Annotated in this window: 16 protein-coding genes; 7 read left to right on the forward strand and 9 right to left on the reverse strand. The window is 69.5% G+C overall.

Annotated elements, in window-relative coordinates:
- Positions 1–237 precede the first annotated feature (237 nt).
- Complete coding sequence (locus VI238_RS05745) at positions 238–2,865, reverse strand: fibronectin type III domain-containing protein (protein WP_331649379.1); 2,628 nt, start codon at positions 2,863–2,865, stop codon at positions 238–240.
- A gap of 189 nt (positions 2,866–3,054) precedes the next feature.
- Here VI238_RS05745 and VI238_RS05750 point away from each other — a divergent pair, with 189 nt between their 5' ends.
- Positions 3,055–4,473 (forward strand): formimidoylglutamate deiminase, encoded by a 1,419-nt coding sequence (locus VI238_RS05750; protein WP_331649381.1) that lies wholly within the window; start codon positions 3,055–3,057, stop codon positions 4,471–4,473.
- Between the two features lie 108 nt (positions 4,474–4,581).
- Here the strand turns inward: VI238_RS05750 and VI238_RS05755 are convergent, their stop codons facing one another.
- Together VI238_RS05755 and VI238_RS05760 are read right to left on the reverse strand one after the other, a co-directional pair.
- Positions 4,582–5,832, reverse strand: coding sequence for an ectonucleotide pyrophosphatase/phosphodiesterase (locus VI238_RS05755; RefSeq protein WP_331649383.1), 1,251 nt, complete (start codon positions 5,830–5,832; stop codon positions 4,582–4,584).
- Between the two features lie 72 nt (positions 5,833–5,904).
- The gene (locus VI238_RS05760) at positions 5,905–6,519 is read right to left on the reverse strand and encodes a cysteine dioxygenase family protein (RefSeq protein WP_331649385.1); all 615 of its coding nucleotides are present in this window, start codon (positions 6,517–6,519) and stop codon (positions 5,905–5,907) included.
- A gap of 180 nt (positions 6,520–6,699) precedes the next feature.
- Here VI238_RS05760 and VI238_RS05765 point away from each other — a divergent pair, with 180 nt between their 5' ends.
- Positions 6,700–7,755: an NADH:flavin oxidoreductase/NADH oxidase gene (locus VI238_RS05765; RefSeq protein ID WP_331649387.1), complete on the forward strand. Its 1,056-nt coding sequence runs from the start codon at positions 6,700–6,702 to the stop codon at positions 7,753–7,755.
- 45 nt (positions 7,756–7,800) lie between these two features.
- Here the strand turns inward: VI238_RS05765 and VI238_RS05770 are convergent, their stop codons facing one another.
- The 5 genes from VI238_RS05770 to mfd form a co-directional block, all read right to left on the reverse strand.
- Positions 7,801–9,060, reverse strand: a complete 1,260-nt coding sequence (locus VI238_RS05770) for an MFS transporter (protein ID WP_345786180.1) — start codon at positions 9,058–9,060, stop codon at positions 7,801–7,803.
- Between the two features lie 115 nt (positions 9,061–9,175).
- Positions 9,176–9,742 carry a GNAT family N-acetyltransferase gene (locus tag VI238_RS05775; RefSeq protein WP_331649389.1) on the reverse strand — a complete coding sequence of 189 codons (567 nt, stop codon included), beginning with the start codon at positions 9,740–9,742 and terminating at the stop codon, positions 9,176–9,178.
- A 194-nt stretch (positions 9,743–9,936) separates the two neighbouring features.
- Positions 9,937–10,854, reverse strand: a complete 918-nt coding sequence (locus tag VI238_RS05780; protein WP_331649391.1) for an Hsp33 family molecular chaperone HslO — start codon at positions 10,852–10,854, stop codon at positions 9,937–9,939.
- A gap of 105 nt (positions 10,855–10,959) precedes the next feature.
- A complete protein-coding gene (locus VI238_RS05785) occupies positions 10,960–11,313 on the reverse strand; it encodes a hypothetical protein (protein ID WP_331649393.1) in 354 nt (117 codons plus the stop codon).
- Between the two features lie 196 nt (positions 11,314–11,509).
- On the reverse strand, positions 11,510–15,007 hold the full coding sequence (mfd, locus tag VI238_RS05790) for a transcription-repair coupling factor (protein ID WP_331649395.1): 3,498 nt from the start codon (positions 15,005–15,007) through the stop codon (positions 11,510–11,512).
- Between the two features lie 277 nt (positions 15,008–15,284).
- On the opposite strand from mfd, the gene VI238_RS05795 reads away from it, so the two are divergent.
- Entirely contained in the window at positions 15,285–16,370 is a 1,086-nt protein-coding gene (locus tag VI238_RS05795; RefSeq protein WP_331649397.1) for an efflux RND transporter periplasmic adaptor subunit, read from the forward strand.
- A 48-nt stretch (positions 16,371–16,418) separates the two neighbouring features.
- Positions 16,419–19,550, forward strand: a complete 3,132-nt coding sequence (locus tag VI238_RS05800; protein WP_414650029.1) for an efflux RND transporter permease subunit — start codon at positions 16,419–16,421, stop codon at positions 19,548–19,550.
- Here VI238_RS05800 and VI238_RS05805 read toward each other — a convergent pair.
- Positions 19,541–20,104: a GNAT family N-acetyltransferase gene (locus VI238_RS05805; protein WP_331649401.1), complete on the reverse strand. Its 564-nt coding sequence runs from the start codon at positions 20,102–20,104 to the stop codon at positions 19,541–19,543. The genes VI238_RS05800 and VI238_RS05805 overlap by 10 nt on opposite strands.
- Positions 20,105–20,243: 139 nt before the next feature.
- Between VI238_RS05805 and VI238_RS05810 the strand changes: the two genes are divergently transcribed.
- The 3 genes from VI238_RS05810 (at position 20,244) to VI238_RS05820 (ending at position 22,027) form a co-directional block, all read left to right on the forward strand.
- Positions 20,244–20,615 (forward strand): MmcQ/YjbR family DNA-binding protein, encoded by a 372-nt coding sequence (locus tag VI238_RS05810; protein WP_331649403.1) that lies wholly within the window; start codon positions 20,244–20,246, stop codon positions 20,613–20,615.
- Positions 20,612–20,989, forward strand: coding sequence for an MmcQ/YjbR family DNA-binding protein (locus VI238_RS05815; protein ID WP_331649405.1), 378 nt, complete (start codon positions 20,612–20,614; stop codon positions 20,987–20,989). The genes VI238_RS05810 and VI238_RS05815 overlap by 4 nt, the downstream gene beginning before the upstream one ends.
- A 129-nt stretch (positions 20,990–21,118) precedes the next feature.
- Entirely contained in the window at positions 21,119–22,027 is a 909-nt protein-coding gene (locus VI238_RS05820; protein ID WP_331649407.1) for a cation diffusion facilitator family transporter, read from the forward strand.

Here is a 22,027-nt window from a genome sequence, read left to right on the forward strand (position 1 = left end):
GAGCAGGGTGCGGAACATCGTGGTGTTGGCGACCATCGCGGTACTCCTTCGTGCGCGTCGGAATGAGCGCTCGGGTTGCATACGGGAGGGCGATGGGCGAGGGATCACGGCGAGCATGGGGAATTTCCCTCGACGCCGAGCGCCGGGGCGGCCGCGATCGTGGACGAGCGGAAACGGGCGCCCAAAAAAACAGGGGCCGCATGGCGGCCCCTGGGAATGCGAACGATGCCGGGTCGCTCAGCGGACGATGAGTTCGAACCCGTCCGCGAAGATCGTGTCATCGATCGCGAGTTCAGGCAGCAGGCACCACTCGGTGAGCGTGCCCGTATCCGCGCTCGCATTGTCGGACACGTTGAGCGTCCAGGTGCCCGCGAGCGAGAGACCCGCGAACGGCGCGAGGCCCGGCGCGTTCGGCGACAGCGTGCCGCCGATCGCCGGCGGCGTCGCGCTGCAGGCGTCCTCGACCGGCGAGGTGGCCGCATCGTCGAGCACCACGTCGATGTCGTTGTTGCCGCAACCGAAGCCCGTGCCCGTGTAACCCGGGCGATCGATCACGGCCGAACTCGCCGCATCTTTCGACAGCGTGAACTTGAGGTCGCCGACGTAGGTGTGCGTCGCCTTGATCGACAGCTTGAGCGAGTTGACCATCGACGCATCGCTGAGCGTGATCGTGTCGTTCACGCCCGTCGGATTATTGTCGGGGATCGCGAGCGAGAGGCTGTGGCAGATCAGGTTCGCGGTCGTGAAGCTGAACGCCGCCGAGAACGTGCCGTCGCCGCAGCCGTTGGTCGCCTTCACGTGCCAGTAGTAGGTCGTGTTCGGATTCAGGCCGCTCGTGGCGTAGCTCGTCGTCGTGATGCCCGACTGGGTCGCGACGATGTTCGTGAAGCCCGGGTCGGTCGCGACTTCGACCGTGTAGCTCGCCGCGCCCGCGAGCGCATCCCAGGTCAGCGTGGTGCCCGTGCTCACGCCGGTCGCTCCGTCGGCCGGCGTCAGCAGGCTGACGGACCCCGACAGCGGACCTGCGACCGTGAGCGGAAGCGACTTGCTTACCGTGTCGGCACCGCTCGTGCCCGACACGAGGATGGTGAAGAACGAGCCCGGCGCGAGCGACGAAATGCCGTCCAGCGTGAGCACGGACGCATTCGCCGGCGGTGTCAGGCTCGGTGGCGCGAATGTGCTGCCGACGCCCGGCGGGTTGCTCGCTGCGGTGAACGAAACCGTGCCGCTGAACCCCACGTCGTACGTCGCTGCGAGGTTCACGGTCGCGGTATCGCTCGTGACGCACGCCGACACGGACGTCGGATCGAGCGTGAAGTTGAACGGCGTCGTGCCGATGCCGTCGATCGCAGTCGCGCCCGAACTGGTCGGGTCGAGCCAGTCCTTCATGCGCGTCGCCGGCGTGCCTTCGCCCTCCCACGCCACCGAGAGCTGGCCGTAGAAGTCCGAGAGGTTCGCGCCGGTCGCCCCGCACGCGGACGGACCGCCGCTGAGCACGCCGACGAGACGCTGGCTCGCGTTGTACAGCGGCGAGCCCGACGAACCCGGCTCGGTCACGCCCGGCGGCAGCGAGCTTGGCTGCGGCGCGGGAATGTTCGGCAGGATCGGCGGCGTCGGATCCCAGAACGCATGCCAGTGCGTATTGGTGCCGCCGGCGATGCCGCCGACCTCGAAGTTCTGCTCGACGAAGGTGATGCGCTTTTCGTCGACGTTCGGGTGATGGATGGACGCGCACTGGCCCGTGTCGGAGTTGGGGTTCGATCCGGGTACGCAGGTCGCCGCCGTCGCGCCGTGGTCCCAGCCGGCCCAGTACAGGTTCCACGCGGGATCCGGCGTGCCGTTGAGCCGCACGAGCGTGTTGTCCGAGCAGACCGCGCCGTTCGTGCAATCGCTGCCGCTGAACGGATTGCGCGTGCGCGCGAGGAACGTCGAGCCGCTGCTCGTCGTCGTCGGCCGTGGCACGGGAACGCCGCTCTGCGCGCTGCCCGGCGTGCGGCAGGTCGCCGACTCGTAGTTCCAGTACACGACGATGCCGGCCGGATTCGCGACGACGTTGCAGTGGCTCGCCGTGATGAACAGCATGCTGCGGTCGTTGGCGGTGTTGTTGACGAGCGAACCCGTGCACGTGTCGGTGCCCGCGATCGTGTAAGCGCCGACCGATCGACGCGGGTTGTTCCACGGATCGGATGCATCCATGCAGGCGACGTCCATGTTGCACGCGCCCGATTGGATCGCGTCGGGCGAACAGGCCGACTTGCCTTCGCCGGCGACATGGATGCCCGGCTGCTGGTAGCCCTTGGCGTGCGTGCCGAAGCCGCGGTAGCCCTGGTTGATCTTGCCGAGCACGAGATCGACCTGGTCGCGCTCGCTGGTCGCGACGTCGAGCTCGACCATGACATCGGCCGACGCGATGATCGGCGTCCACAGCTGGCCGAGCGCGTTGTGCGAGGTGGCGTCGTACGGACCGGCAAGCTGGGCGTGGTCCTTGCTCGCGTAGATGTACACGCGCGCGCTCGCGGGGACGTGGAAGCGGGTGAAGCCGAAGTTGAGCGAAGCGGCATCTTGCGCCTGCACGCGGTAGCGCCAGATGCTGCGATCGCCCTTCTGCTCCCAGGTGCCGCCCGTGCGGACGTCGATGCCGCTGTCGTGCGCGATCGCGAAGCGCATCGGATTGCCGGCCGCTTCACGCAGGGCATCTTCTTCGGCGATTCGCTTGAGGTCGAGCGCACCGTAACGCGCAGTGGCAACCTCGTCGATGGACTTGAATCCGGCACCGAAACCCGCCGGTGCGGCGGCGCCCGCCGCTGCGGCTGCGACACCCGATGCGAGTGCCAATACGGCCGTGAGGTATCTGTACTTGAGCATGTGCATCCCCGATCAGCCCAGACGAAATTTCCCCTGTCCCGGGAGCCTAGCACCGCATTCGCCACAATTGAACCGGCTGCGGAACGAGCGGTCGGCGCGAAGATGAACGCAACGCGCGGCGCGCGCGAACGCGCTGGCAATGGCGTCCGCGCGCGGCTAGGCTCGCCGCTTCGCCGCGACGGAACCCCTATGTCACGCATCCACTTTCACGCCGATGGGGCCTGGCTGCCGGGCGGGTTCGCCGAAGGCGTCGAATTCGCGACCGATGCGGCCCCGGATGGCGCCGCCACGTTGCGATCCGTGCGCATGGAAGCGCGCCCGGGCGATTCGACGGCGCTCGGGCCGATCGTCGTTCCCGGCATGCCGAACCTGCATTCGCATGCGTTCCAGCGCGCGATGGCGGGGCTCGCCGAACGGCGCGCGCCGCAGCAGGCCGAGGACAGTTTCTGGAGCTGGCGCGAAGTCATGTACGTGTTCGCCGGGCGCATCGGGCCGGACGAGCTGCGCGCGATCGCCGCGCAGCTCTACGTCGAGATGCTCGAAGCCGGCTACACGCAGGTGTGCGAGTTCCATTACCTGCATCACCGGCCCGACGGCCGCGCGTACGACGATCCGGCCGCGATGTCGCTCGCGCTCGTCGAGGCCGCGCGCGAGACGGGCATCGGCCTCACCTTGTTGCCGACGCTGTACATGACCGGCGGATTCGACGGCCGCCCGTTGTCCGAACGCCAGCGTCGCTTCGGCCATGACGTCGACGGTTACCTGCGCCTCGTCGAACGCCTGCGCGGCCTCGACGAGCCACGCCTGAACGTCGGCATCGCGTTGCATTCGTTGCGCGCGGTGCCGCCGGACGCGATGCGCGCGGTGCTCGCGGCGATCGACGCCATCGGTGCGAGTCCGCGCCAGCGCCCGGCCGCGCGCATGCCCGTGCACATCCACATCGCCGAGCAGGTCGGCGAGGTGCAGGATTGCCTTGCGATCCGCAATGCGCGTCCGGTCGAATGGCTGCTCGAGCATGCGCCGGTCGACGCGCGCTGGTGCCTCGTGCACGCGACGCATCTCACCGATGTCGAAACGCGCCGCCTCGCCGCGAGCGGAGCCGTCGCGGGCTTGTGCCCGACCACCGAAGCCAATCTCGGCGACGGCTTGTTTCCGCTCAGGGCGTATCTCGACGCCGGCGGCGTCCTCGGCATCGGATCGGACAGCCACATCTCGGTGTCGCCGGTCGAGGAGCTGCGTTGGCTCGAGTACGGCCAGCGCCTCGCCACGCGCCATCGCAACATCAGCGCGAGTGCGTCGCAGCCGAGCAGCGGCGAAACGCTGCTTGCGCGAGCGCTCGCCGGCGGCGCGCAGGCGTCCGGCGGCGCGCTGGGTGCATTCGCGCCCGGCCATCGCGCCGATTTCGTCGTGCTCGACGAAGCCTCGCCGCTCTTCGCGGGGCGTTCGCCGCAGCAGGTCATCGATACCTGGCTGTTCGCGGGCAATGCGAACCTCGTGCGCGAGGTGATCGTCGGCGGCGACCGGGTCGTGCGCGAGCGGCGGCATCGCGACGCCGAGCGCATCGCGCGTCGCTACCGCGAGGTCGTCGAGCGACTTGCGCGCGGCTAGGGTCCCTGGAATCCGGCCTCGCGCGAACCGCGCCACGGTTCCGCTCGCGTCGAGCGCAGCGGGCGACGTCGATCATCGCGCGCGGGCCCTTCGAGTCCGGCCCGGCGTTCAGGGCGCGGCGACGGGAGTGCGGTCGCGCAGCAAGCCCGCGACCGCGGCGAAGTCGCCGTCGTTCGGTTGCGGAGCGACGCCGAGCAGCCTCGCGAGCAACGGATAGACGTCGACGTTGTCGAACTCCGGCACGACGACGCCGCGGCGGAAGTCCGGGCCGCGCGCGACGAACAATGCGCGCATCGCCGGGTCGTCGTTGTCGTAGCCGTGCTCCCCGGGCGAATAGCGTCCGCCCTTGTCGTCGTAGCCGTGCGAGGTGATGTTGCCGCCGTGTCCGGCGAGGCACAGCAGCGACGGGATGCGCGGGTGCGTGCCGTAATGGAGTCGCGCCGGCACGTCGCCCTTGCGCCAGCACTGCATGTGCGCGTGCGGCTGCAGCAGCGCGTGCTCGATCGCGGCGGCCTTGCCCGCATGCGGCTCGATGCCGGCGAGGATGCCGTAGTTGGCGACGTCCACGTCGGCGAGCGGCACGATGTCGTCGAGGTACGTGCGAAGCTCGGGCGACGTCGCAGCCTGGCCGTGGTCGGACACGATCACGATGTCGGTCGCATCGAATCGCCCACGCCGGTGCAGGCCGTCGACGAGGCGCGCGAGCGCTGCATCGATACGCGCGAGCGCGGCGTCGACCTCGGCCGAGTCCGGTCCATGCTGGTGGCCTTCGTGGTCGACCTGGTCGAAATACAGCGTGAGGAAGCGCGGTCGTCGCGGCACCGGCAGGTCGAGCCATGCGAGGACCTGGTCGACGCGCGCGTCGGGTTCGACCGTGCGATCGAACGGCTCCCAGAACGACGGGCGCACGCCCGCGATCGCGACCGACGAACCGGGCCAGAACATGGTTGCGCTGCGCACGCCCTGCTTCTCGGCGGTGACCCACAGCGGCTCGCCGCCCCACCAGCGCGGATCCTCGATCGTCGCCTGTTCCTTGTAGACGAAGGCGTGGCCGAACGCGGGATCGCTCATGCGGTTGTTGACGATGCCGTGGTGATCCGGATACAGCCCGGTCACGAGCGTGTAGTGGTTCGGGAACGTGAGGGTCGGGAACGAAGGCTTGAGTGCCTCGGCACGCACGCCGTCCGCCGCGAGCGCGGCGAGCGTCGGCGTGCGTCCGCGCGCGAGGTAATCGGCGCGGAAGCCGTCGATCGAAACGAGGATCAGCGGCGCGTGCGCCGAGTCCGCACGTCGCGGGGCAATCCCGCTGCAGGCGCCGAGGACGAAGCAGAGCAGGGCGAGGAGGACGGTGCGACGCATCGACGGTTCCGCGGACATTCGAGCCGCGTATGGTCGCCGAAAGGACGCCCGCGCGCCTAGCGGGCGATCGACTCAGCCCGTGCGCGCGAACGCGTGCGTCGCGCCGATGCGGCCGTCGACCTGCGCGCGCGTCGGCACGGGCACGTAGCAGCCGCCGCGTCCGACATCGTAGTTGCGATAGTGCTCGAGCAGGCCGCCGTAGACGTGCAGCGTGACGGCTGCGCGCCGAGCGGACAGGTTCGTGCAGCGATGCGCGTGACCCTGCGTGCCGAGGAACGCGCACGATTGCCCTTCCTCGAGCACGGTCGTGCCGACGTGACGCAAGGCGTGCTGCTCGCCGAGTTCGTAGTCCTCCACGCTGAGCGTGCCTTGCAACACCATTTCGATGCCCCAGAGCCCTGCGTGGTCGTGGATCGGCGTCGCATGGCCGGCCGGCCAGACCATGATCAGTCCCGTGTACCGGCCGTCGCGCTCGCACTCGTAGAGCCAGCGCGTGAACTGCTGCGGGTGCTCGTCGCAGATGGCGCGCAACGCGCGCCGATCCTTCGGCGAATACCAGACCGCGTCGCGCAGGCCCGCGTGCACGCGCTCGAGCGCATCGCGTCCGAACGACGCGTGTCCATCGGCGAGGCAGGACGCCATGTAGGCACGCACACTGCGCGTGACATCGAGGTCGATCGCGATCATGCAGCACCCCAGGGGACGGTGAGCGATGTCCACTGCATCACACTCTTCGTTAAGTCTTCGATAAGGCGCATGGCCGCATCGGCGGTCGTTCTCGAACCTCATTGAAGACATGGCGCCAGTGCATTGATTCGGCTTGGATAGCGCCGGGTTATGATCGGAAACCCTTGGCGAGGACACCGCATGAACCTGTTCGATCCCCTGACGCTCGGCGATGTCGTGCTGCGCAACCGCATCGCAGTCTCGCCGATGTGCGAATACTCGGCGAGCGATGGCGTACCCGACGACTGGCACCTCGTGCACCTCGGCAGTCGCGCGGTCGGCGGCGCGGGGCTCGTATTCACCGAGGCCACGGCGGTGTCGGCCGAGGGGCGCATCTCGCCGGGGGACACCGGTATCTGGAACGACGCGCAGCAGGCCGCATGGACGCGCATCGCGCGCTTCATCGCGTCGCAAGGGGCCGTCGCGGGCATCCAGCTCGCGCACGCGGGACGCAAGGCGAGCACCGACGTGCCCTGGCGCGGCGGCAAACCGCTGCAGGGAACGGCGGCGTGGACGACCGTTGCGCCGAGCGCGATTCCGTTCGATGCAGGCTATCCGGCGCCGCGTGCGCTCGATGACGCCGGCATCGCCAAGGTGATCGCGGACTATCGCGCAGCGGCGGCACGCGCGGCCGCGGCCGGCTTCGGCGTGGTCGAGGTGCACGCCGCACACGGCTACCTGATCCACGAATTCCTCTCGCCACTGTGCAACGTGCGCGACGATCGCTGGGGCGGCGATCTTGCCGGTCGCGCGCGCCTGCTGCGCGCGGTCGTCGCCGCGGTGCGCGAAGCCTGGCCGCGTCCGCGGCCGCTGTGCGTGCGCGTGTCGGCGACCGACTGGGCGGCCGGCGGTTGGGACATCGACGAATGCGTCGAACTCGCGCGCTGGTTGCGCGACGACGGCGTCGACCTCGTCGATTGCTCGTCCGGCGGCGCGGTGCCGCATGCGAAGGTGCCGGTCGCGCCGGGTTACCAGGTCCCGTTCGCCGCGCGCATCCGTCGCGAAGCCGGGATCGCGACCGGCGCGGTCGGGCTCATCACGACGTCGACGCAGGCGAACGACATCGTCGTGCGCGGCGACGCGGATCTCGTGCTGCTCGCACGCGAGATGCTGCGCGACCCGTACTTCCCGCGCCGCGCGGCCGCCGAACTCGGCATCCGGATCGAGGCGCCGCCGCAATACGGGCGTGCCTGGTGAGCGCGTAGGGCGGGTCGAGCGCCCGGCGCGAGTCCCGCCGTCCGGTCAGGCCGTACGTGCCCGCCGGTGCGGATTCGGCAGGAACCACGCGAGCAAGCCGAGCGCGGGCAGCCACGCACAGAGGCCGTAGACCGCCTCGATGCCGATGTGGTCGGCGAGTTCGCCGAGCACGGCGGCGCCGAGGCCGCCCATGCCGAAGGCGAAGCCGAAGAACAGGCCCGCGATGACGCCGGTGCGACCGGGCACGAGTTCCTGCGCGTAGACGATGATCGCGGAGAACGCCGACGACAGGATCAGGCCGATCACGATCGTGAGCACGGTGGTCCAGAACAGGTTCGCGTGCGGGAGCAGCAGCGTGAACGGCAGCACGCCGAGGATCGAACCCCAGATCACGTAGCGCCGACCGATACGGTCGCCGACCGGACCGCCGACGAGCGTCCCCGCGGCAACCGCGCCAAGGAACGCGAACAGGTGCAGCTGAGCGCTCTGCGCGCCGAGTTGGAACTTCTGCATGAGATAGAACGTGTAGTAGCTGCTGATGCTCGCGAGATAGAAGTACTTCGAGAAGATCAGCACGCCGAGCACGAGCAGGGTGGTCGCCACCGTGCGACCCGGCAGGCGCGACGCGCGCTGCGCGATGCCGGCCGCGCGATGCGCCGGGATGTGCACGCGGTACCAGGCGCCGATGCGCGCGAGCAGCACGATCGCGACGAGCGCGGCGATCGCGAACCACGCGACGCTGCCTTGCCCGCGCGGCATCACGATGAATGCCGCGAGCAGCGGTCCGCTCGCCGACCCGACGTTGCCGCCGACCTGGAATAGCGACTGCGCGAGGCCATGTTGGCCGCCCGACGCCATGCGCGCGACGCGCGAGGATTCGGGGTGGAACACCGAAGAACCCGAACCGATCAGCGCCGCCGAGAGCAGCAGCACCGGGAACGTCGTCGCCTGCGACAGCAACAGCAGTCCGGTCAGCGTGAAACCCATGCCGATCGCGAGCGAATAAGGCATCGGTCGCTTGTCGGTGTAGATGCCGACGAACGGCTGCAGCAGCGACGCGGTGAGCTGGAACGTCAGCGTGATGAGGCCGATCTGGCCGAAGTCGAGTGCGAACGATTGTTTGAGCAGCGGGTAGATCGCCGGCAGCAACGACTGGATGAGGTCGTTGAGCAGGTGGCAGATGCTCAGCATCGCAAGGATCGGGAACGCCGTGTGCGCGGCGCGCTCGGCGCTGGCCCCGGGCGGTTCGGCCGGCGTCACGGGTGCGTCGGCGAGCGCATCGGGGGCGGGGGTGAGGTTCTGCATTCGACGATCGGGATGTCGGGGGACGGCAGCGCGCATTATCGGACAGGTCGGACACGCATGCGATCGCGCGGATGCGTGCCGCTCGTCGGCGACGGCGTTTCGTCGCGGACCGGCCTCACCCGCGCCCCCGGGGCGCGCCGGCGCGATCGAGGCGCAGCAGCATCACACGGTCGGTCTGGCGATCGCCGCCGAGGTCGAACGTCTTGCAGCCGACGTCGGTGTAGCCGCATTTCGCGTAGAACGCGATCGCGCGCGGGTTGTGCTCCCACACGCCGAGCCACAGCGCATGCGCGCCGAACTCGCGCGCGATGTCGCGCACGGCCTGCATGAGTCGCTGTGCGACGCCGCTGCCGTGCGCGGCGCGGTCGACGTAGAAGCGCTGCAGTTCGACCGCGTCGGGCGCGTCGACGCAGGCGGGTGGCTCGCCGCGACACACCTGCGCGTATGCGACGAGGTCGCCGCCGTCGGTCGCGAGCAGGATCGCGGTGTCGGGATCGGCGAGTTCGCGCGACTGCTGCGCGACGCCGTAGGTCGTTTCGAGGAACGCCTGCAGGCGCAGTGGGTCATTGGCCGCACCGAACGTGTCCGCGAAGCTGCGCGCCGCGAATTCGGCGAGCGCGGGCGCGTCGGCACGAACGCCGCGGCGGATGAGCAGTCGGTGCATGCCGATGTCGCCCTTCATGTGTGCAGCCTCGCGGCTCCGGTCGCGATCTTCCCGCGCCGGGCCGCTTCACCATTCGTTCGCGCCGAGCCTGCGCACGCGTTTCGCTGCCGCGGAACGCTCGAGGCGATGGAGCGTCGGCGCATCTTCACGCAAGGACGCGCGCCCGGGCAGGGCCATCGGTGGCCGCGCGGACGGGGCCGCCGCGCGCCGCGTCAATGTCGCGTCGCGCCCGGCGGCGAGGGGTCGGTCGCACCGAAGACGTCGTTGACGTCGTTGTCGTCGAACACGTAGCGACGATTGCAGAACTCGCAGTGCACCTCGATCGAACCCTGTTCGGCGAGCGTCGCGTCCGCTTCGCCGCGCCCGAGCGAGCGCAGCATCGCCTCGACGCGCTCGCGCGAACACGTGCACGCGAACGCGAGCGGCTGCGCCGACTGCAGGCGCACGTCCTCGTCGTGGAACAGGCGCAGCAGCAACACTTCGGGCGCGAGCTCGAGCAGTTCGCGCGGCGTCAGCGTCGCGAGCAGGTGACCGGCGCGGTTCCATCCGTCGTCGTCGGCCGCACCCTTGCCGCCTTCGCGCGCGACCTGCTGCAGCAGGAGGCCGCCGCAGCGGCCGTGCGCCTCGGCCAGCACGATGCGCGACGGCAACTGCTCGGATCGCTCGAAGTAGTTCTCGAACGCATGCGCAAGGTCGCCGCCTTCGACCGGCACCAGGCCTTGGTAACGCGTGTCGGTGACACGGTTCTCGATCGTGATCGCGAGACGCGCCTCCGGGTCGAGTCGGATGGGCGCGACGGGCGGCGCGCCGCTCCAGCGTGCGATGCCGCGCACGCTGCCGTCGTGCGTGCACTCGGCGAACAGCAGGCGCAGCGGACCTTGGCCCTGCAGCTGCACCGACAGGCGGCCGTCGAACTTGATCGTGCTCGTGAACAGGGCGCTCGCGGCGACCGCCTGACCGAGCAGCTCGCCGAGCGCAGGCGGGTAGTCGCCGTTGGAGCGCAGGTCCTGCCAGCCACGCTCGAGGCGTACGAACGCGCCGCGCACGCCCGCGCGCTCGAGCTGGAACCTGTGCAGCACATCGTTCGGCGGATTCAGCGCGCGCGCGTCGTGTCGGAGGGGTTCGGTCAAGGCCGCGGTCCGTGGTCGATTGGCCGAAAGTCTAGCGGCGCGGGCCAGCGGCAGGCAACGAAAGGCCGGCGGCCGGGCGGCCGCCGGCGCTGATCGGCGAGAGCGTTACTCGTCGTCGCGATCGTGATGCTTGTAATGCGCGATCACCCACTCGTTGCGCTCGTAGGGCTTCTCGGTGTCGAGCTCGATGTTGACGCCGCCGCGCGTGATGTACGTGCGATACGTCTCGGGCAACTCGGCGGCCGAGCGCCAGTCGTTGCCTTCGCGCCAGTAGTACACCTTGGTCTCCGGGGCGAAGTAGATGTCGTGGTCGCCGTAGTAGACGTAGCGGTGATGGCCCTTCTTGACCGTCGTGGTCGTCGTCGTGGTTTCCGTCGTCGTGGTCTGCTGGGCGACCGCCGGCAGCGCGGTCAGGGCGATCGTCGCGGTCGCAATGATCAAGCTGGTACGAAGCTTCATGGCGTTTCCTCGTTTGGCAATCGGAAGAACACCGGCGTACGGAGCGGCCGTTGTTCGTCGACGAAGGCTACGCCGCACCGCTGAACCGCAGCGGTGGCGCACCTGAACGCGACAGGACGCATTCACGTGCGCACGACGACGCATGCGGTCGATCAACTTCCGTCGCGGGGCCGTTCGCCCGACGACGCGGGCGCGTTCAGGCGGCCTTGCGCGCGCCGAGTGCGGAGAGCAGGTCGGAGGCGGCGCGCAGGCGTTCGCTCGCTTCCTCCAGCGGCAACTTGAAGCGCAACTTGTCCTGGCCGTCGAGCGCGTACACGCGCGGCTGCGACTGGATCAGGCGGATCACGGTGAGCGGCTCGACCGCGGGATTCGGTCTGAAGATGACGCGCCCGCCGCTCGCGCCGAGTTCGAGCTTGCGGATGCCGAGCGGTGTCGCCGCGAGCTTGAGCGAGGTCACCGCGAACAGCTGCTTGAGCGGCTCCGGCAGCAGCCCGAAGCGGTCGATCATCTCGACCTGCAGCTCGCGCAGCTCGTCCTCGTTGCGCGCGCTGGCGATGCGCTTGTAGAGCGTCAGGCGCGTGTTGACGTCGGGCAGGTAGTCGTCGGGGATCAGCGCGGGCAGGTGCAGTTCCACCTCGGTCTCGTGCTCGCTCGTGAGGTCGAAGTCGGGCACCTTGCCCTGCCTCAGCGCACGGACCGCACGGTCGAGCATCTCGGTGTAGAGCGAGAAGCCGACTTCCTCGATCTGCCCGCTCTGTTCCTCGCCGAGCAGTTCGCCGGCGCCGCGGATCTCGAGGTCGTGCGTGGCGAGCGTGAAGCCGGCGCCGAGCTCGTCGAGCGAGGCGAGCGCCTCGAGCCGCTTCTCCGCATCGGCGGTGATCGAGCGTCCGTCGGGCACCATGAGATAGGCGTACGCGCGGTGGTGCGAGCGGCCGACGCGGCCGCGCAGCTGGTGCAGCTGGGCGAGGCCGAAGCGGTCCGCGCGGTTGATGATGATCGTGTTCGCGCTCGGCACGTCGATGCCCGATTCGATGATCGTGGTCGCGACGAGCACGTTGAAGCGCTGGCGGTAGAAGTCGAGCATGATGAGCTCGAGTTCGCGGTCGGGCATCTGGCCGTGCGCGTAGCGGATGCGCGCATCCGGCATGAGCTCGGCGAGCTCGCGCGCGGTCTTCTCGATCGTCTCGACGTCGTTGTGCAGGAAGTAGACCTGGCCGCCGCGCGCGTGCTCGCGCTGCATCGCCTCGCGGATCAATGCCGGATCGTACGGGCTGATGAAGGTCTGCACGGCGAGGCGGTGCGCGGGCGGCGTCGCGATGATCGAGAGGTCGCGCAGCCCGGCCATCGCCATGTTCAAGGTGCGCGGGATCGGCGTCGCGGTGAGCGTGAGCAGGTCGACTTCCGCGCGCAGCTTCTTCAGCGCTTCCTTCTGTCGCACGCCGAAGCGCTGTTCCTCGTCGATGATGACGAGGCCGAGGTCCTTGAAGCGCACGTCCGGCTGCACGAGCTTGTGCGTGCCGATCATGACGTCGATGCGCCCGTCGGCGAGCTTCTCGAGCGCGGCCTCGATCTCCTTCTTCGATTTGAAGCGCGAAAGCACCTCGACCCGGACCGGCCAATCGGCGAAGCGGTCGCGGAAGTTCTGGTAGTGCTGCTGGGCGAGCAGGGTGGTCGGCGCGAGTACCGCGACCTGCTTGCCCGCGGACGCGGCCGCGAACGCGGCGCGCAATGCGACTTCGGTCTTGCCGAAACCGACGTCGCCGCAGACGACGCGGTCCATCGGCTTCGCCGAAGCGAGGTCGGCGAGCACGGCCTCGATCGCGGTCGTCTGGTCCGGCGTCTCCTCGAACGGGAACGCGGCCGCGAACTGCTCGTTGAGCTCGCGGTCGATCGCGAGCGCCGTGCCCTGGCGCGCCTCGCGCTGGGCGTAGATCGCGAGCAACTCCGCGGCGACGTCGCGCACCTTCTGCGCCGCCTTCTTCTTCGCGCGCTCCCACGCGTCGCCGCCGAGCGCATGCAGCGGCGCGAGCTCGGGCGCCGTGCCGGAATAGCGCGAAACGAGGTGCAGCTGCGCGACCGGAACGTAGAGCTTGTCGCCCTTGGCATACTCGATCGCGAGGAATTCCGAGGGCTCTTCGCCGAACTGGGCGCGCCCGCCGACGTCGAGCTTGACCAGTCCCTGGTAGCGGCCGACGCCGTGATCGATGTGCACGATCGGCGCGCCGGCGACGAGTTCGGACAAGTCGCGCAGCACCTGTTCCGGGTCGCGCGCGGCGCGCCGGCGCCGGCGCACCTGCTGCACGCGCTCGCCGTGCAGTTCGCGCTCGGTCAGCACCGTGATCGCCGGGTCCGTCAGTGCGAAGCCCTGCTCGAGCGGCGCGGCCGTGATGCCGAAGCGGTTGCCCTCGTCGACGAAGTCGCGCCAGCCGGCGTAGGTCTGCGGTCGCAGGCGAGCAGCGGCGAGTTGCTCGATCAGCGCCTCGCGGCGGCCGGCGGAGTCGGCCGCGATGAGCACGCGGCCCGGGTAGGCGGCGACGAAGCGGCGCAGCGCCTCGCCGGGTTCCTCGCCCTTGCGCGAGAGCGGCACCGCCGGTGCCGGCTGCGTGCCGAGGTCGATCGCATGGCGTTCGGCTGCGCCGCCCTCGGCGCCGGCCGTGGCCGCGTCGCGCGGCACGATGTCGACGCGCAGCGCGCCGTTGAGGCGCTCGCGCAGCTGCTGCGTCGTGAGGTAGAGCTCGGCCGGTGGCAGCACCGGCCGTTCGACGTCGTGCGCGCGCTGTGCGTAGCGTTCGCCGGTCTGCGTCCAGAAGGTGTCGGCCGCGTCGAGCGCGCCGTCGCCGAGCACGAACAATGCCTCGCCGGCGAGGTAGTCGAACAGGGTTTCGGTGTGCGCGAAGAACAGCGGCAGGTAGTACTCGATGCCGGCCGGGGTGGCGCCTTCCTTGATGTCCTGGTACAGCGGGCAGCGGCGCGGATCGATCGGGAAGCGTTCGCGCAGCGTGTTGCGGAACGCCTTCGCCGACTCTTCGGTGAGCGGGAACTCGCGCGCGGGCAGCAGCCGTACCGCATCGACCTTGTGCTCGGAGCGCTGCGTCTCCGGGTCGAACGTGCGGATCGATTCGATCTCGTCGTCGAACAGCTCGACGCGGTACGGCGCCGCGCTGCCCATCGGGTAGATGTCGAGCAGCGCACCGCGCACCGCGAAGTCGCCGGGTTCCTGCACCTGCGGCACGTTGCGGTAGCCGGCCGATTCGAGGCGACGCTGCTCGTGCGCGATGTCGAGCTTCTGCCCGAGCTCGAGCACGAGGCTCGAGCCGCCGACGTAGCCGCGCGGCGCGAGACGTTGCATGAGTGTCGCGACCGGCACGACGAGCACGCCGCGCGCGAGCGCAGGCAGGCGGTAGAGCGCCGCCACGCGTTGCGAAACGATGTCCGGGTGCGGCGAGACCAGGTCGTACGGCAGGGTTTCCCAATCGGGGAACTGCATGACCTCGACGTCGCTGCCGGCGAACACCGCGAGCTCCGCCTCGAGCGCGTGCGCCGCGTGCGTGTCGCGCGCGACCGCCACGACGAGCCCGGCATGGCTGCGCGCCGTTTCGGCGAGCGCGAGCGCGAAGGCGGACCCGTGCGGCGCCTTCCAGTAGCGTCGCTGGCGGGGCGTTGTCGGCAGGCTGGGATGGATCAGTCGGGTCATGCGAGGCCGGGCGGGTACGACCGCGGCAGGGGCGCGGCGCAGGGTCGCGCATTCTATCAGCCCATCGGCGACGATCCGCAGCGCGCAGCGGCGGTCACGGACGACGGCCGTCGCGCCTGTCCGAAGGCGGCGGCGCGGGCACGGGCCGATCGTCATGGCGGTTCTTTACCTCGCGTTTACCGGCGCATCGGGAACCACGGCATGCCGATCGGCGACAATTGACCGGACGATGCTCGGGAGCAGGCGGCGGATGGATCGGCGGAATCTCCTTCAACGCGTGTCGTTCGGCGCCGCGGTCGTGGCCTGCGTGCTCGCCGGCGCATGTTCGCGCGAGCGCGCGCCGCCCAAGGCTGCGCCGGTGCCGGTCGTCGTCGCCGTCGCGCAGACGCGCGACGTGCCCGTGCTCGTGTCCGCCCCGGGCAGCGTCGAGGCGATCAACAGCGTCGCGGTGAAGTCGCTCGTCGACGGGCAACTGCTCGAGTCGCTCGTCGGCGACGGCGCGGACGTGAGCGCGGGGCAGCTGTTGTTCCGCATCGATCCGCGCCCCGCGCAGGCGAGCCTGCAGCAGGCGCTCGCACAGCAGGCGAAGGACGAGGCGACGCTCGCGCAGGCGCGCTCGCAGGTCAAGCGCTACGAGGATCTCGCGGCGAAGGGCTACCTTTCGGCGGACCAGATGGAGCAGTACCGCACCAACCTCGATGCCGCGCGCGCGAGCGTGAAGGTCGACGAGGCGAACGTCGCCGCCGCGCGCGTCGCGCTCTCGTATACCGAGATCCATGCGCCGATCGCGGGGCGCATCGGCCGCATCCTGATCCAGCCCGGCAACGTCGTGAAGGCGAACGACACCAATCCGCTCGTGACGATCAACCAGATCGAGCCGATCTACGTGAACGTCTCGTTGCCGTCGACGCTGCTCGGTCGCATGCAGGCTGCGCAGAAGTCGGCGCCGCTGCGTGCCAGGGCGAGCATCGTCGGCATCGACGCGCCGGTCGACGGGAAGGTCGCCTTCATCGACAACCAGGTCGACACGTCCACGGGCACGGTGCGCCTGCGCGCGGAGTTCTCCAATGCCGGGCACGTGCTGTGGCCCGGCCAGCTCGTCGGCGTGAGCCTCACGCTCGGCCACGATCCGAACGCGGTCGTGGTGCCTGCGCAGGCGGTGCAGAACGGGCCCGACGGCGCCTACGTGTTCGTCGTCCACGACGACCGGACCGCGGAGCAGCGGCAGGTCGACGTCGCGCGGGTCGTGAGCGGACAGGCGGTCATCGAGAAGGGGCTCGCAGGTGGCGAGACCGTCGTCATCGACGGGCAGTCGCGCGTCGAGGACAAGGCCGCGGTCGACGTGCGGCCCGCGTCGGGCTGAAGGGCTGCCGCGATGAGCGTCTCGGAGATCTTCGTTCGGAGGCCGGTCATGACCACGCTGGTCATGATCGGCATCCTCGTGTTCGGCATCGTCGGCTATCGGCTGCTGCCGGTCGCCGCGTTGCCGAACGTCGACTTCCCGACCATCCAGGTGTCGGCGAGCCTGCCCGGTGCCTCGCCCGAGACGATGGCGTCTGCGGTGGCGACGCCGCTCGAAAAGCAGTTCTCGACGATTCCCGCGCTCGATTCGATGACCTCGTCGAGCGCGCTCGGGTCCACCAGCATCACGTTGCAGTTCGCGCTCGACCGCAACATCGACGCGGCCGCCCAGGACGTGCAGGCGGCGATCTCGGCCGCGCTGCGCCAGCTGCCGACGCAGATGACGACGCCGCCGACGTTCCGCAAGGTGAACCCGGCCGACTCGCCCGTGTTCTTCGTCGGCTTCACGTCGAAGACGCTGCGCCTGTCCACCCTCGACGAGTACGCCGAAAACACGCTCGCGCAGCGCATCTCGACCGTGAACGGCGTCGCGCAGGTGAACGTCTACGGCTCGCAGAAGTACGCGGTGCGCATCGACCTCGATCCCGATGCGTTGGCGACCCGCGGCCTGGGCATCGACGCCGTCGCCGCCGCGGTCGGCAAGGGCAACGTGAACCTGCCGACCGGCACGCTGTACGGGCCGAACCGCATCTACAACGTGATGGTCGACGGCCAGCTGTACGACGCGGCCGCGTTCGGCGAGCTCATCGTCACCTACCAGAACGGCGCGCCGGTGCGCCTGAAGGACGTCGCGAAGGTCTACGACGGCGTGCAGAACGACAAGGGCGGCGCGCTGTTCAACGGCGAGCAGGGCGTCGTGCTCGCGATCCAGAAGCAACCGGGCACGAACACGATCCAGGTCGTCGAAGACATCAAGAGGATGCTGCCGGCGTTCCAGCGCACGCTGCCCGCCGGGGCCGAACTGCGCGTGATCTACGACCGCTCGCAGAGCATCCGCGAGTCGGTCGCCGACGTGAAGTTCAGCCTGCTGCTCGCGTTGTGCCTCGTCGTGCTCGTGATCTTCGTGTTCCTGCGCAACCTCGCGGCGACCGTGATCCCGTCGCTCGCGTTGCCGATGTCGATCGTCGGGACGTTCGCGGTCATGTACGCGCTCGGTTTCAGCATCGACAACCTGTCGCTGATGGCGCTCACGCTCGCGGTCGGCTTCGTCGTCGACGACGCGATCGTCATGCTCGAGAACATCTCGCGCCACCTCGAGATGGGCAAGGACCGCCTGCGTGCGACCCTCGACGGCGCGCGCGAGATCGGCTTCACGATCGTGTCGATGACCCTGTCGCTCGCGGCGGTATTCATCCCGGTCGTGTTCATGGGCGGCATCATCGGGCGGTTGCTGGCGGAGTTCGCGATCACGATCGTCGCCGCCGTGCTCGTGTCCGGCTTCGTCAGCCTCAGCCTCACGCCGATGCTGTGCAGCCGCATGCTCAAGCCGCTGCACGGCGGCACCCACGGCCGCCTGTACCAGGCGTGCGAGCGCGGGTTCGACGCGATGCAGTCGGCGTACGCGCGCACCCTGCGCGCGTCGCTGCGGCATCGTCTCGCGGTGCTGCTCACGTTCTTCGTGCTCGTCGTCGCGACGGGCGTGCTCGCGGTGCGCATGCCGAAGGGGTTCCTGCCCAACGACGATACCGGCCAGCTGTTCGTGTTCACCCAGGCCGCGCAGGACATCGGCTTCGACGCGATGATGGCGAAGCAGCGCGAGGCAGCGCAGATCCTGCGCCGCAACCCGAACGTGGAGAGCGTGCTCGCGTTCGTCGGTGCGGGCGGCAGCAGCGCGACGCTGAACCTCGGGCGGATGATCGTCAACCTGAAGCCGTCGCACGAGCGCAAGAGCGCGGACGCGGTGGTGCAGGAGATCCGGCCGCTGCTGCAGGGCATTCCGGGCCTGCAGGCGTTCGCGCAGAACCTGCCGTTGATCCGCATCGGCGGCAAGCTCACCAACAGCACGTACCAGTTCGTGCTGCAGGACACCGAGACGAAGCGCCTGTTCGAATGGACGCCGAAACTCGTCGCTGCGCTGTCGAAGCTGCCCGGCTTCCTCGACGTCAGCAGCGACATGCTGATCGCCAATCCCCAGCTCGACGTCGCGATCGATCGCGATGCCGCCGCGGCCTACGGCGTCACGCCCGATGCGATCGAGAAGGCGCTCTATTACGCGTTCGGTCCGGCGCAGGTGTCGACGATCTATACGCCGACCGACCAGTTCTGGGTGCTGATGCAGGTCGATCCCGCGCGCCAGGGCGACACCTCGGTGCTGTCGTCGATCTACGTGACGCCGACGCTGCCGCCGAAGGCGAGCGCGGGCGACGCGACCGCGGCGCCGTCGAACCAGCTCGTGCCGCTGTCCGCGGTCACACGGACGGGGCAATCGGTGGGTCCGGCGACGGTGAACCACCTCGGCCAGGTGCCGGCCGTGACGGTCTCGTTCAACCTCGCGCCCGGCATGTCGCTCAGCGACGCGGTCGCGGGCGTCGACCGTACCGTCGCGCAGCTGCACCTGCCCGACACGATCAGCGCGTCGTTCCAAGGCACCGCGCAGCAGTTCCAGGATTCGCTCGCGGGCATGGGCATCCTGCTGCTGCTCGCGGTGTTCGTGATCTATCTCGTGCTCGGCATCCTCTACGAGAGCTTCATCCACCCGTTGACGATTCTCTCCGGATTGCCGACCGCCGTGTTCGGCGCGCTGCTGACGTTGACCGTGTTCGGCAAGGACCTCGACCTTTACGGCGCGGTCGGGCTGATCATGCTGATCGGCATCGTGAAGAAGAACGCGATCATGATGATCGACTTCGCACTCGAGAAGCAGCGCGAGGGCGAGGACCCGGAGCACGCGATCCTCGACGCCTGCGTGATCCGCTTCCGGCCGATCATGATGACGACGTTCGCGGCGCTGATGGGCACCTTGCCGATCGCGCTCGGTTTCGGCGCCGGCGCCGAAGCGCGTCGACCGCTCGGCCTCGCGGTGGTCGGTGGCCTGGTCACGTCGCAGCTGCTGACGCTCTACATCACGCCGGTGATCTACCTCTACTTCGATCGCCTGCAGCAGCGCTTGCGGCGCCGGCATGCTGCGGCGGACGCGACGACGTTGCCGGCGCACGAGGGCGTTGGCGGCATTCAGTCGTAGGAACGCAGCGGCCGGCGCAGGTCGAAGCGCACGCGCACGAGATCGGCTTCGCCCGGGACTGCCTCGCGTTGCGCGCCGAGCCGGCGCGAGAAATCGAGCATGAGCGCATTGTCGGCGAGGACCGAGCCCCACAGTTCCATCAGGCCGCGGCGGCGCCCTTCGCTCACGAGGCGCTGCATGAGCGCGCGGCCGATGCCGACGCCGACCATGCTCGGGTCGACGACGACCGCGAATTCCGCCGATTGCCCGCCAGGATCCACGTGCATGCGCGCCTCGCCGCGGATCTCGCCGTCCTCGTCGACGACGACGAACGCGGCCGTCATGGCCGGATCGAAATGCACGAGGTTGTGCGCGGCCTGTTCGGACAGCTCGGTCATGCGATGGAACACGCGCTGGCGCACCTGTTCCGGGGTGAGCCGCGCGAAGCCGCGCTTGAGCGCTTCGGTGTCGTCGACGCGCACCGGGCGCACGCGCAGCACGCGGCCGTCGGCGGTGCGGAACGCGCGGCCGCGCGGGCGCTTCGGGCGATGATTCGGCGAGGGGTCTGCGGACATGCGGCACCTGGCAGGCGACCGCCCGAGCATGCCATGCCGTGTCGCGGCGTGCAGCGCGCGGCCGCCGCGGCGCGAGCGCGGGTTTCCGCGTCGGGGCACGACGGGCTAGGATGCACGCTTTCGGGGTGGAGTCGATACGATGGTCAAGCCGGTCACGGGCCTCGGCGACGCGGACCTCGACGATCTGTGCGCTCGCTGGCCGGGCGCCACGCGGTCGATCAAGTGGGAAGTCGACCTCGTCTGGAGCGTCGCGAACAAGATGTTCGTCGTGTACTGCATGCTCGGGCCCGATCGCGGCCGGCTGTCGTTCAAGGTCGATTCGGACCGTTTCCTCGAACTGACCGAGCAGCCGGGCATGGCGCCCGCGCACTACATGGCGCGCGCGTTCTGGGTCAGCGTGACCGAACCCGAACGGTTCTCGCGCGACGAACTCGCGGGCTACGTGCGGCGCTCCTACGAGCTCGTGCGCGCGAACCTGCCGAAGAAGACCCAGGCCGCGCTCGGCGAATGAGCGCACGGCGCGGCACCGGCGGGAAGCCCGCGGCGTTCGGGATCGGGCCCGACGAGTTCCGTCGCCTCGCGCTCGCGCTGCCCGATGCCGTCGAAGGCGCGCACATGGGGCACGCCGATTTCCGCGTGCGCAAGAGGATCTTCGCCACGCTCGGTTCACCGGATGCGCACTGGGGCATGGTCAAGCTCGCGCCCGAGCAGCAGGAACTGTTCATGCGCGTCGACGCCGCGTTCGTGCCCGCGAAGGGCGCGTGGGGGCGGCAGGGTTACACGCTCGTGCGCCTCGATGCGGTGCGTGCCGACCTGCTGCACGACGCGCTGACGGCCGCGTGGCGCACGATCGCGCAAGGAACGAAGGCACGCGGGCCTCGATGACATCATCCGGTGTCGAGTGTCGGGACGCGCGCGTCGTCGGCGTCTCTCGCGCCGCGCGCCGCCCGCCCTACCGCTCCGCGCTCGACCCGCCCTACACTCGTCCACCCTGATCCACGGAACCGATCGCGCATGTCCGGCAAGGCCGATTCGCTCAAGACGATCCTCTTCGCGCTCGGCGCGAACTTCGCGATCTTCGTGTCGAAGGCCGCCGCGGCCGCGATCACGGGCTCGGGCGCCATGACCGCCGAGGCGGTCCACTCGCTCGCCGATTGCGGCAACCAGGGCCTGCTCCTGCTCGGCCTCAAGAACGCCAAGCGCCTGCCTTCGCCGGACTATCCGCTCGGCCACGGCAAGGCGATCTACTTCTGGTCGTTCCTCGTCGCGCTGCTGCTGTTCACGGTCGGCGGTGCGTTCTCGATCTACGAAGGCCTGCACAAGCTGCACGAACCCGAGCCGCTGCGCTGGCCGTGGCTCGCGATCGGCGTGCTCGCGTTCGGCATCGTCGCCGAGAGCTTCTCGATGTGGGGGTGCATGCGCGAGGTGAACAAGGCGCGCGGCGACCACAGCCTCTGGTACTGGTTCCGCGAGAGCCGCCAGAGCGAACTCATCGTCGTCTTCGGCGAGGACCTCGCCGCCTTGCTCGGGCTCGTGTTCGCGCTCGCCGCGGTGCTGCTCACGATGATCACGGGCAATCCCGTGTTCGACGCGATCGGCACGCTCGCGATCGGCGTGCTGCTCGTGCTCGTCGCGCTGTTCGTCGCGGTCGAGGTCAAGGCGCTGCTGATCGGGCAGAGCGCCGACCCGGAACTCAAGGCGGCGATCCATGCGTTCCTCGAGCAGCGACCGGAAGTCGCACGCGTGTTCAACGTCATCACGTTGCAGCTCGGCGTCGACGTCATGGTCGCGGTGAAGGCCGAGATGCGCGGGGACCTGTCCGCGCGCGCGCTGGTCGAGGCGATCAACGCGGTCGAGGGCGACCTCAAGACGCGGTTCCCCGAGGTGCGCTGGTCGTTCTTCGAGCCGGACGTGGCGGACTGA

Source organism: Dokdonella sp., from assembly GCF_036518555.1.
Lineage (GTDB): Bacteria > Pseudomonadota > Gammaproteobacteria > Xanthomonadales > Rhodanobacteraceae > Dokdonella_A.

Coding starts and splice junctions, on each gene's coding strand:
- VI238_RS05765 (WP_331649387.1), top strand. CDS start 6,700: ATGAACCTGTTCGATCCCCTGACGCTCGGCGATGTCGTGCTGCGCAAC.
- VI238_RS05800 (WP_414650029.1), top strand. CDS start 16,419: ATGACCACGCTGGTCATGATCGGCATCCTCGTGTTCGGCATCGTCGGC.
- VI238_RS05745 (WP_331649379.1), bottom strand. CDS start 2,865: ATGCTCAAGTACAGATACCTCACGGCCGTATTGGCACTCGCATCGGGT.
- mfd (WP_331649395.1), bottom strand. CDS start 15,007: ATGACCCGACTGATCCATCCCAGCCTGCCGACAACGCCCCGCCAGCGA.
- VI238_RS05815 (WP_331649405.1), top strand. CDS start 20,612: ATGAGCGCACGGCGCGGCACCGGCGGGAAGCCCGCGGCGTTCGGGATC.
- VI238_RS05750 (WP_331649381.1), top strand. CDS start 3,055: ATGTCACGCATCCACTTTCACGCCGATGGGGCCTGGCTGCCGGGCGGG.
- VI238_RS05760 (WP_331649385.1), bottom strand. CDS start 6,519: ATGATCGCGATCGACCTCGATGTCACGCGCAGTGTGCGTGCCTACATG.
- VI238_RS05820 (WP_331649407.1), top strand. CDS start 21,119: ATGTCCGGCAAGGCCGATTCGCTCAAGACGATCCTCTTCGCGCTCGGC.
- VI238_RS05770 (WP_345786180.1), bottom strand. CDS start 9,060: ATGCAGAACCTCACCCCCGCCCCCGATGCGCTCGCCGACGCACCCGTG.
- VI238_RS05755 (WP_331649383.1), bottom strand. CDS start 5,832: ATGCGTCGCACCGTCCTCCTCGCCCTGCTCTGCTTCGTCCTCGGCGCC.
- VI238_RS05785 (WP_331649393.1), bottom strand. CDS start 11,313: ATGAAGCTTCGTACCAGCTTGATCATTGCGACCGCGACGATCGCCCTG.
- VI238_RS05810 (WP_331649403.1), top strand. CDS start 20,244: ATGGTCAAGCCGGTCACGGGCCTCGGCGACGCGGACCTCGACGATCTG.
- VI238_RS05805 (WP_331649401.1), bottom strand. CDS start 20,104: ATGTCCGCAGACCCCTCGCCGAATCATCGCCCGAAGCGCCCGCGCGGC.
- VI238_RS05775 (WP_331649389.1), bottom strand. CDS start 9,742: ATGAAGGGCGACATCGGCATGCACCGACTGCTCATCCGCCGCGGCGTT.